The organism is Anaerofilum hominis (assembly GCF_014287275.1).
Lineage (GTDB): Bacteria > Bacillota > Clostridia > Oscillospirales > Ruminococcaceae > Pygmaiobacter > Pygmaiobacter hominis.
On record NZ_JACONZ010000006.1, the window covers coordinates 1 to 10,490 of the forward strand.

Annotated in this window: 6 protein-coding genes, 1 pseudogene and 1 riboswitch; of the genes and pseudogenes, 3 read left to right on the plus strand and 4 right to left on the minus strand. The window is 62.5% G+C overall.

Annotated elements, in window-relative coordinates; genetic code table 11:
* Nucleotides 1-119 precede the first annotated feature (119 nt).
* Nucleotides 120-227: riboswitch (TPP riboswitch) on the plus strand.
* 76 nt (nt 228-303) lie between these two features.
* From thiT to H8S23_RS13660, 3 genes are all read left to right on the plus strand, one after another.
* On the plus strand, nt 304-882 hold the full coding sequence (gene thiT, locus H8S23_RS13650) for an energy-coupled thiamine transporter ThiT (protein ID WP_186888912.1): 579 nt from the start codon (nt 304-306) through the stop codon (nt 880-882).
* A 546-nt stretch (nt 883-1,428) separates the two neighbouring features.
* A complete protein-coding gene (locus H8S23_RS13655) occupies nt 1,429-4,083 on the plus strand; it encodes a cation-translocating P-type ATPase (RefSeq protein WP_186888913.1) in 2,655 nt (884 codons plus the stop codon).
* A gap of 396 nt (nt 4,084-4,479) precedes the next feature.
* Nucleotides 4,480-5,643 (plus strand): murein hydrolase activator EnvC family protein, encoded by a 1,164-nt coding sequence (locus tag H8S23_RS13660; RefSeq protein WP_186888914.1) that lies wholly within the window; start codon nt 4,480-4,482, stop codon nt 5,641-5,643.
* A gap of 719 nt (nt 5,644-6,362) precedes the next feature.
* Here H8S23_RS13660 and H8S23_RS13665 read toward each other — a convergent pair.
* The 4 genes and pseudogenes from H8S23_RS13665 to H8S23_RS13680 all read right to left on the minus strand — a co-directional run.
* A complete protein-coding gene (locus tag H8S23_RS13665) occupies nt 6,363-6,734 on the minus strand; it encodes a thioesterase family protein (RefSeq protein ID WP_186888915.1) in 372 nt (123 codons plus the stop codon).
* A gap of 40 nt (nt 6,735-6,774) precedes the next feature.
* Nucleotides 6,775-9,054, minus strand: a complete 2,280-nt coding sequence (locus H8S23_RS13670) for an ATP-dependent Clp protease ATP-binding subunit (protein ID WP_186888916.1) — start codon at nt 9,052-9,054, stop codon at nt 6,775-6,777.
* A 402-nt stretch (nt 9,055-9,456) separates the two neighbouring features.
* The gene (locus H8S23_RS13675) at nt 9,457-9,714 is read right to left on the minus strand and encodes a TIGR03905 family TSCPD domain-containing protein (protein ID WP_186888917.1); all 258 of its coding nucleotides are present in this window, start codon (nt 9,712-9,714) and stop codon (nt 9,457-9,459) included.
* Nucleotides 9,715-9,907: 193 nt separating this feature from the next.
* A pseudogene (locus tag H8S23_RS13680) lies at nt 9,908-10,490 on the minus strand (hypothetical protein); the annotation flags it as partial.

Here is a 10,490-nt window from a genome sequence, read left to right on the forward strand (position 1 = left end):
TATACCATCAGCCTGGATACCGGGCTGCAGCTGTGCGGGCTGTATATGAAATAAGCGTGCCCCGTCCGCTTTGTCGATTTTTCTTGACAAGCCGTCCCTGCCTGCTATAATTAGAACGGACATAAAAACAGGGGTGCCGAAAGGCTGAGATTTGCGCTGTGCGCGGCGCATGAACCCTTTAACCTGATCCGGGTAATGCCGGCGTAGGAAGTTTACAGATCATCTTCAAGGTTAAGCACCTGTTTTTATTGTAAAAACAGGTGCTTTTTGTTTTTATGTACTATTTTTTGTGAGGTTGGTAAGATGACTAAGACCTATTCCAAGACCCGTACCCTCGTCGAATGCGCGCTGATGATCGCCATCGGCACCGTGCTCGCCCAGATCAAGGTGTTCGAGATGCCCAACGGCGGCAGCGTCACCCTGCTCTCCATGCTGCCCTTTGTGCTGGTCTCGTTCCGCCACGGCGTCAAGTGGGGCCTGTTCACCGGTTTTGTGAACAGCCTTTTGCAGATGCTGCTGGGCTTTTACGCGCCTCCCTCCAATACCGTCTGGGCGCTGCTCGGCATGATCCTGCTGGACTATGTGCTGGCTTTTTCCTGCCTGGGGCTGGCCTGCGTGTTTGCAAAGCCTTTCAAAAACAAGCTGGCGGGCGTTGCCGTGGGCACCGTCGTGGTCTGTTTTCTGCGTTTTCTGTGCAGCTATCTGAGCACAGTCTTCGTGTGGTTCTCCACCGCGCCGGCGGATATGCCCGTCTGGCTGTTCGGCATCACTTATAACGGCGCATATATGCTGCCCGAACTGATCCTCACCACTGCCGGCGCGATACTGCTCTATCGGTTTGCGCCCATGCTTTTCTCGGCGGTAGACGCAAAAAAAGCCTGAGCGCCGCTATACAATCGCTTGTCTCTGTCGTATCTGGGACGTTTTTTCCACATTTTGTCTTGACAATGCCTCTTTGCGGCCTTAATATTAAAGCTGCAAAAGGGAGTAGTTTCAATCTCCGCTTCCAACAGCCGCCGGTGCTGCCGGCTGGGGCGGAGACCGCTTGAGGTAACGAGACTTTTGACACGGTGATCACTGAAAGCCGTGTCAAAAGTCTTTTTTGTTACCAAAGCGCAGCAAAACAGCAAGATCTGTCCGCTGCAAGCTTTCAGCGGCGGCCCGGCTGCCGCGCTGGCTGCGCACCGTTTTTCCGCTGCGCCATAAAAAAGCCTGTCCCAGCGGCCCGTCTCCCCTCCCCGCGGGACGACCGGGCCGATGCCCCCAAAACTGCCCCGGCTGTTTTGAGTGCGGGGCCGGAAAGACCGAGCCGCGCAAAGGGATGTTATCCGCTGCTTTTCAGCCCATACTGATGGGTGCTGCGGGCGCGCAGGTCAAGTGCGCCGGCTCTCCCTTTTGATTTTGGAACATTTTATTGGAGGTATCGCAATGTTCGAAACAAGACCTGCTCAGGAAGTCCTCTCAGAACTGGGCTCCGGCGTCACAGGCCTGTCGGAAAGCGAAGCTGCCCGGCGTCTTGCCGGCGACGGAGAAAACGCTTTAAAAGAAAAGGAGCCTCCCACCCGGCTGCAGCTCTTTCTGGCCCAGCTCAGGGACCCCATGATCTATGTGCTGCTGGCCGCCGCCGTGATCTCGGTGGCCCTGGGGGAGTTTTCAGACGCGGTCATCATCCTGGGCGTGGTCCTGCTCAACGCGGTGGTGGGTATGGTGCAGGAGGGCAAGGCCCAAAAAGCGCTGGACGCGCTGAAAAAAATGACCAGCCCCACCGCGACCGTGCGCCGCAGCGGCGTGGTCAAGGAGATCCCTGCCGCCAGCCTGGTGCGGGGCGACGTGGTACTGCTGGACGCCGGCCGGGTGGTGCCCGCGGACCTGCGTCTCATCTCCACCGCCAGCCTGAAGATCGATGAAAGTGCGCTCACCGGCGAAAGCGTGCCCGCAGAGAAAGACGCGGCCTTTCTTGCCGACAAAGACGCGCCGCTGGGAGACCGCCATAATATGGCCTACAGCAGCACCAGCGTGACCTACGGCCGCGGTGAGGGCGTGGTGGTGGGGACCGCCGCAAACACGGAGATCGGCAAGATCGCCGCGATGCTGCAGGATGAGGACGAGCTGACCCCCCTGCAGAAAAGCCTGGCCGTGTTGGGCAAACTGCTGGGCGTTATCGCAGTTCTGCTCTGCGCCGCCCTCTTCGTCATTGCCCTGGTACAGGGGCGGGACGTGGTGGAAATGCTGCTCACCGCCATCAGCCTCGCCGTGGCGGCGGTGCCGGAAGGGCTTCCCGCCGTGGTCACCATCGTGCTGGCCATGGGCGTGCAGCGGATGGTCAAGGTCAACAGCATCGTGCGCCGGCTGCCCGCCGTGGAAACGCTGGGCGCGGTGAGCGTGGTCTGCAGCGACAAGACCGGCACCCTGACCCAGAACAAAATGACTGTTACCAAGATCTATGTGGACGGCGCTTTGCGCGGCCCGGAAAGCCTCAATGCCGAGAGCGACCGGCTGTTTTTAAAGGGCTTTGTGCTCTGCAACGACGCCGTTGTGTCGGGGGAAAGCCGGGTGGGCGACCCCACCGAACTGGCCCTGCTGGATATGGGCGCTGCGGCAGGTGTCACCCGCGACGGGCTGGAAGAGTCCTGCCCGCGGGTCAATGAACAGGCGTTTGACTCCGGCCGCAAGATGATGACCACGGTCCACCGCAGCGGCGGGGAGACGGCAGCCTACACCAAAGGCGCCGTAGACCAGCTTTTAAAGCACTGTACCGGGATCGTGGAAAACGGTGCCGCACGCCCCATCACGGCGCAGGACAAGGAGGACATCCTGTCCGCTGCCTCCGCCATGTCCAAACAGGCGCTGCGTGTGCTGGCCATGGCCGTGAAATACGGGGATGAGTCCGCCGAGGAGGAAGACCTGCAATTTGTCGGCCTGGTGGGTATGATCGACCCGGCGCGGCCCGAGGCCAGGGACGCGGTGGAGAGTTTCAAGCAGGCCGGCATCACCACCATCATGATCACCGGCGACCACCGCGACACCGCGCTTGCCATTGCCCGGGAACTGGGCATCGCCGATGAGGAAAGCCAGTGTGTGACCGGCGAGGAGCTGGACGGCATGACGCAGCAGGAGCTGGACGAAAAGGTGCTGCGCCTGCGGGTCTTCGCCCGCGTCAGCCCCGAGCACAAGGTGCGGATCGTCAAGGCTTTCAAGGCAAACAATAAGATCGTCTCCATGACTGGCGACGGCGTCAACGACGCCCCCAGCCTGAAAGCGGCCGACATCGGGGTGGCCATGGGCATCACCGGCACAGACGTGGCCAAGGGCGCGGCCGACATGGTGCTCACAGACGACAATTTCGCCACCATTGAAAAGGCCATCGAAGAGGGCCGTGGCATCTACAACAACATTAAAAAGACGGTCATCTTCCTGCTGGGCTCCAATCTGGGCGAGGTCATCAGCATGTTCACCGCCATCGTGGCCGGCCTGGCAAGCCCGCTGAAAGCGGTGCATATCCTGTGGGTCAACCTGATCACCGACACGCTGCCCGCCCTGGCCCTTGGGGCGGACGACAAGCCCATGGGCATTATGAAGCGCAAGCCCCGCGACCCCAGAGACAGCCTGTTTGCCGGCGGCGGCCTGTTCCTGACCATCTTTTACGGCGTGCTCATTGCCGCCATGACGCTAGGCGCTTTTCTCTACCTGCCCGTCACCCGGCTGCTGGCCTCCGGCGCGCCGGTCACGTTGGCCGCCGTCGACGCCCTGCTCACCGGCGAGCTCCTTGTCCGCGCCCAGACCTTCGCGTTTACCGTGCTGGCGGTCAGCCAGCTGTGGCACAGCCTGGGCATGCGGGATGTGGACACCAGCACCTTCATCACCATCCGGCACGAGAACAAGTTGACGCTGCTCAGCTTTTTCGGCGGCCTTCTGCTGCAGGTCTGCGCCACCGAGATCCCGCTTTTTGCCGGGGTGTTCGGCACCGCGACCCTTGCTTTCAGCGAATGGCTGGGGCTGATCGTCTTTGCGATGACGCCTCTTTTGTTCCACGAGCTTTTCGTCCCCATCCGCCGCGCCCTGCATGTCGGGGAACGCGGCTGAAAAGCAGGCCTCCAAAAACAACTGCGGCAAAGCACGTCTTGCACGATCCGTCGTCTTTGTGCCGCCGGGGCAAAAAACAAAACCATTGTGACCGAACTTTAAAAGCATCCGGGTATTCTGTGCCCGGATGCTTTTAAAATTCCGCGTGGATCCCGACCGGGCTTTGCGTCCGCTTTTTGTGACTGTGTCCGGCGGCGGGCATACGGGAATAGACCCGCGCCCCCGCCCCCCTGCAAGGCCGGGCCGGCGAGGGCGGATCAAACTGTTTGCGGCGCGGCTCCATCGCCCCCTGCCTTGCCTCTTCCGCATCCGGTTTTCACAGCTGCACGATTGATTTTTTGTTGTTTGCGTGCTATTTTTATGATACGTCAGAAAAAATTTTACGGGGGCGATCTTATGGTGAGGTCATGGCGGCGCTGGGCGGCGGCCCTGCTCGTTATAATTTTTGCTGTCTGCGCCGCGGGGCCGATGCGCGCCGCCGACCGCAGCGGGGAGATCGCTGCGCTGCAAAAGCAGCTGGAACAGATCAGACAGCAGCTTTCCCAGCTGGACAGCACGGTGGAAAACGCCGAAGCAAAAAAGGCGGCGCTGGAGCAACAGAGCGCGGTGCTTTTTCAGCAGATCACCCTTATGCTGGGGAACATCGAGGACATCAAAACAGCGGTGGCGGCAAAGCAGCAGGAGGTGGATGCGAAAACGCGGGAGATCGAGGACACCGACGCGCTGTTTCAACAGCGGCTGCGCGCCATGCAGCTCACCCATGTCTCCGGCGCCCTGTCCACGCTGCTGTCGGTGAACAGCTTTGACGAGCTGCTGACCGCCTCCACCACCCTCTCCCGCATCTCGCAGGCGGACACCGAACTGCTTCAGCGGCTGGCGGAACAAAAAACCGCGCTGGAAACGCAAAAGCAGGAACTGGACGCGCAGCTGCAGGAACTGATCGCGCAACAGCAGGCGCTGGAGGCCAAGCAAAGCGAGCTGGCCGCCAGTATCCTTGCCCAGGACGCGGCGATCGACCAGGCGGAAGCGGACAAGCAGGCCAAGCAGAGCGAATATGACGCCACCTACGCCGCCTACCGGGCAGCGGTGGACGAGACCAATGCCTGGATGTCCACCCACTACAGCACCGACACCCCTTACACGGGCAGCGGCACCCTGCTTTGTCCCATCCAGGAGGGTTATTTTTATATCTCCAGCGGCTTTGGCACCCGCAGCGATCCCTTTGGCGGCGGCCAGATGGAATTTCACAACGGCTACGACTACGCGGGCGGCAGCGGCGCCCTGATGGGACGGCCCATCCATGCGGCGGAGGGCGGCATAGTCACCAAGGTGGAATACCGCACCACGGGCTACGGCCTGAAAGTGGTCATTGACCACGGTGGCGGCTTGACGACGCTTTATGGCCACTGCAGCAAGATCTATGTGTCGGAGGGACAGTCGGTCGCCCGGGGCGAGGTCATCGCCGCGGTGGGCGATTCCGGCAATTCCACGGCTGCGCACCTGCATTTTTCCGTTTTTCAAAACGGTGTGGCCCAGGACCCCGGCGCCTATCTCGGATGAGTTTTCCCGCCCCTGCCCTGTCCCTGTCAAACGTCGCCGCCGCCAGGCTGCGCCGGGGCTGTGCTCTGCACCGCCCGCGCAAAGGCTGCTTTTTGCGGGCCGCCGGGACGCGCGGAAACGCCTTTTGATCTGCAGCTTTTGCCCATCTCGTCCTGAAAACGGGCGTTGGCGCTCTTCCCCGTCTGCCGGTGCCGCGCGGCCTGCCGGTTTCTTTCCCGGGCTTCTTCACCCCTGCAGCCGAAACTTTTCGGTTGCCGCCACGAGGGGGCTGGAATAGTTAGAACAGCAGCAAAAAAGGACGCCGGTCATGCCGGCGTCCTTTTTTGCTGCTGTTTTAGCGCTCCCGACCGCTTTTCAAATTGGAATAGGAGCATCCCGCCCACGTCCGGCTGATTGGGCGGCGATGGAGACGGGCGGAGCGCGGTGCAGCGGCGCGAAACGGAGCGGCAGGGGCCGGGGGCGCGTCTTCGCCCGCGGACGCTGCAAGCGGCAGAAACTTTTCTGCTGCTGACGATCTCGCGGCCTACCTCCCGCCGCTTCTCAGCCGCTGCGTCGTATACCCCGTTCCCCCCACTGGTATTCCAGTCTTTGCGGGCGTTCTCAACTGCGCTTCGCCCGCAGCGGCACAGAAAAAAGCCGCCCGCACGCTGCGGTGCGGGCGGCATTCTTTTATTCCGGCCTGCGGCCTTAAAGACCGCAGGCTCTCTGCTTTACAGCGCTCAGCCCCTGTTCAGCTTTGCAAGAAAGCGGTCGGCCTGCACGGTGGCCCGAACGTGAGTGCCCTCGCCGATCCGCGTCTCGCCTTCAAACGCCTCCACCCGGAAAGTAAAACTTCTCTCCGCCTTTTCCAACAGCGTCGCCCGGGCCGTGATCTCGGCTCCCAGCCCGGAGGCGCGGTCATGGCTCACCTCCATGCGGACGCCCACCGTGGTGATCCCCTGCGGCAGCCCCTCCGCCGCGCAGCGCATCGCCGCGTTTTCCATCAGTGCGATCATCGCGGGGGTGGCCAGCACCGGCAGATCTCCGCTGCCCATGGCTTTCGCCGTCTTTTCCTCCGTCACGGTCATGACCGCCTCGCAAAACTGTTTCATACCCTGTTCTCCCCATCCCGTGTGAAAATAGAGGGCCGCGTCACACCGCGGCCTTTGCGGCAGGCTGCCGCTGCTCCAGCAGGATATCGTCTCCCTGCAGCACTGCGCACAGCTTTCTGCACCGCTTTATTTTACCACTCAGGATATATTCAGACAAGGGATTTTCCAGCTTTCGCTCCACGATACGCCGGATGCCACGCGCCCCCGCCGTGGGACTGCCGCCAAGACGGGCCAGATGCTCCACCACTTCGGGCCCCACTGCAAGATCGATCTTCTGTTTTGCCGCGCGGCGGCACAGACGCTCCACCTGCAGCCCCGCGATCTGCCGCATTTCCTCCGGCCCCAGAGGCTGAAACACCAGTATCTCGTCCAGCCGCCCCAGCAGCTCCTGGCGAAAATTGCGCTTTGCCTCTGCCAGCACAGCCTGACGCCGCTCTTCACACTCTTTTTCCCTGCTGCCGAACCCCAGCATGCCGCCGGAAAAGCAGGAAGCGCCCAGGTTGCCGGTGAGGATGACCACGGCGCTGGTAAAGCTCACCCGCCGGCCCCCGTTTTCCGTCAGACATCCCTCTTCCAGGATCTGCAGCAGGATGTTGTAGATGTCGGGATGCGCTTTTTCGATCTCGTCGAACACCACCACGCTGTAAGGGCGCTCGCGCACGGCGCGGGTGAGCTGGCCGCCCTCTTCATACCCCACATAGCCCGGAGGCGCCCCGATCAGCCGCGCCACCGACTGCTTTTCCATATACTCGCTCATATCGTACCGAAGCAGCGCTTTTTCATCCCCAAAGACCTCGGCCGCCAGGGCCCGGCAAAGCTCTGTTTTGCCCACGCCCGTGGGGCCCAAAAACAGAAAGGAGCCGGTGGGGCGGCCGTCCTCCGCCAGCCCTGCGCGGGAGCGGCGGATCGCCGCGGAAAGGGCGTTTACCGCAGCGCGCTGCCCCACCACCCGGCGCGCCAGCCGCTGCTCCAGCCCCGCCATCGCGGTCTGCTGCTCCCGGTTCAGTTCCCCTACCGGGATGCCCGTGGCGCGCGCCAGCACCGCCGCCACCTCCCGTCGGCCCATAGGACGGCTGGGGTTCTGCCCGCTCACCCGCATGCAGGCGGCCGCCTCGTCGACCAGGTCCAACGCCTTGTCGGGTAGGCGCTTTGCCGGCAGGTAGCGCACCGACAGCTCCACCGCGGCGGAGAGCGCGGCGTCCCCGATCTTCACATGGTGAAAATTTTCATATCGGTCCCGCAATCCGGTCAGGATCGCCAGTGCCGTCTCCCTGCTGGGTTCCTCCACCCGGATCATGCCGAAGCGCCGGTCCAGGGCGCCGTCTTTTTCGATGAATTTGTGGTATTCCTCCATCGTGGTGGCGCCGATGAGGCGCAGCTGCCCGCGCGCCAGCGAGGGTTTCAGGATGCTGGCGGCGTCGATGGCCCCCTCGGCCGCCCCCGCCCCGATGATCGAGTGCAGCTCGTCGATGAAAAGGATACAGTTGCCGTCCACCGCGACCTCTTCCAGCACCCCTTTAAAACGCTCTTCAAAGTCTCCGCGATATTTGGTACCCGCGATCAGGCCGGTCAGATCCAGGCTGATCAGACGCCTGCGGCGCAGCTCGGGCGGCACCTCCCCTGCGGCGATGCGCAGGGCAAGCCCCTCCACAATGGCGGTCTTGCCGACCCCCGCGTCGCCCACCAGACAGGGGTTGTTCTTCTGCCTGCGGCAAAGGATCTCCAGCAGCCGCTGGGTCTCCTGCTCCCGGCCAAAGCAGGGGTCGATGCGCCCCTCCGCTGCAAGGCGGGTGAGATCGCGCCCATACCGCTCAAGCCCTTTGCCGGAGGCCCGCACCGTGCCCCCGGACGGGGAGCGCGGCGAGAGGCCCGCCATGGGGCCGGGCAAAAACGACATCTCACAGCTTTGGCACACAGCCTGCAGGTTCACCCCCAGCTGCGCAGCAAAGGCGGCGGCCGTGCATTGATTGGTGGTGAACAGCGCCGTCAGGATGTGCTCCGCCCGGGTGTTCACCTCTCCTAGCCAGCGGGTTTTGAGCACGGCTTTTTCCAGCGCGCGCATGCTGCCCACGGTAAAATCATGGGGAGAAAGCCGGGTCGGGATGCCTTTGCCCACCCGGCGCGCCAAAAAGTCGCGGTACCCGCTGAGGGTCAGGCCCTGTTCCGCCAGCGCGCCCGCGGCCCGGCTGGTCCCCTCCCTCAGAATGCCGCCCAGCAGATGCTCGGTACCGATATATAAATGCCCCAGCTCCTGCGCCAGCGCGATCGCCTCATTGCAGCCGCGGTTGGCGATCTCGCCAAAGCCCTTGAAATAGATCATAGTTGCGTTTGCCCCTTTGTCTGAGATATTTTCCCTCAGTATGGGGCGCCCGCTTTGGGTTTATGCCCGGGGCGGAATTGGCAAATCCCGTCAGGTCCCGCCGCGGGGGCGGCGCGTTCTGTGCGGCGCAGCAAAAGCTCCCGTTTCCTCCGCCGCTGCTCCGCCCGGGTCTCCCGCCGCCGCGCGGCAGCCCGACTGAAAAAGAGGGACGCAAACGGCTGATCTCGCCTGTCAGGGCTGCGTTCCTGCCGCGCCGCAGCCGCCGGGCACAAAGCGCAGCCGCCCCCGCGTCGGCCTTGCCCTGATGCGCGGGGAGATGCAAAAAGGCGTCTTTTCCCGCGCGCAGGGCGAAAGGACGACAAAAAAGGCCGCCCGGTAAGGGGCGGCCGTCGGCTGTTCTTTTTATTTCTGGGCTGCAAGCGCCTCTTCCAGCGCAAAGGCGATCTGCTCCGGGCAGGAAGTCCCCTTGCTGCCGCACTTCACACCTTTCATGCGGGCGATGGCTTCCTCCGCTTTCATCCCCTTGAGCAGGTTGCGGATGCCTTTCAGGTTGCCGTCGCAGCCGCCCTCTATCACCACGTCCTCAATGGTGCCGTCCTGAGTAAGGGTGACCTCGGTGCTGCGGGAACAGGTGCCGACATTTTTATGCAGATAGCTCATGGATATATCCTCCTGTTTTTTGGCTTTTCCGGCCGTCACAGCCGGCTGCGGTGATGTCCTGCGTTCATTTTACCATAGCCTGTCCTAAAAATGTACCGCCCGGCCGCCGCTTTTGAAAAGTTTGGCGTCCCCGGCAAAAAGGGCCCTGTTTTCGGCAGCTTTTTCATAGCTTTGCACAGGGCTGCGGCGCGGGTCAGGGATGATAAACAAAAATATAGCAGCAGCCGCTGCCGTTGGGCGCGTATCCCACCACCGCCGTGCCGCGCACCCCGACCACGTACAGACGGTTGAAAATCTCTTCCGTTACGTTTTCCACGGGGTAGGACAGCCGCAGCTCGGCCCCCGCGTCCTCGCCGCCTTTTCCCACGAAAGCAGAGGCGAGCAGGCGTTCCAGCTCGCCCGGGGATTGGGCAGACAGTTCCCGCACGGTATAGTAGTCCCGCGCGGCCCCCGTGCGGGTGGGGTAGTTGAATTTTGGGCTGAACACATGATCTTTCGCCATTTCCTCGTGAGGAAGGTTAAAATAGCGGTGCAGCACCCGGGGCAAAAGCGGCCGCAGCCCCTGTGCGGACTGGGGCCCCGTCACCCGCACGCCGTCCGCATCCAGATATTCCCCGCCGTTGTCGTCCCAGGTGGGGTCGCAGTAATAATACTCCTCCCCATACGCGATCAGGTTCCAGGCGTGATTTTCGACATAACTGTCCTGCTCCAGGCCCTCGTCCCGCTGCGACATCCCTGTCACCGTGGCCGCCGGGATGCCCGCATAGCTGCACAGC

Bases quoted from the DNA above. Each gene is read 5' to 3' on its own strand.
- thiT (WP_186888912.1), top strand. From the start codon at position 304: ATGACTAAGACCTATTCCAAGACCCGTACCCTCGTCGAATGCGCGCTG.
- H8S23_RS13655 (WP_186888913.1), top strand. From the start codon at position 1,429: ATGTTCGAAACAAGACCTGCTCAGGAAGTCCTCTCAGAACTGGGCTCC.
- H8S23_RS13660 (WP_186888914.1), top strand. From the start codon at position 4,480: ATGGTGAGGTCATGGCGGCGCTGGGCGGCGGCCCTGCTCGTTATAATT.
- H8S23_RS13665 (WP_186888915.1), bottom strand. From the start codon at position 6,734: ATGAAACAGTTTTGCGAGGCGGTCATGACCGTGACGGAGGAAAAGACG.
- H8S23_RS13670 (WP_186888916.1), bottom strand. From the start codon at position 9,054: ATGATCTATTTCAAGGGCTTTGGCGAGATCGCCAACCGCGGCTGCAAT.
- H8S23_RS13675 (WP_186888917.1), bottom strand. From the start codon at position 9,714: ATGAGCTATCTGCATAAAAATGTCGGCACCTGTTCCCGCAGCACCGAG.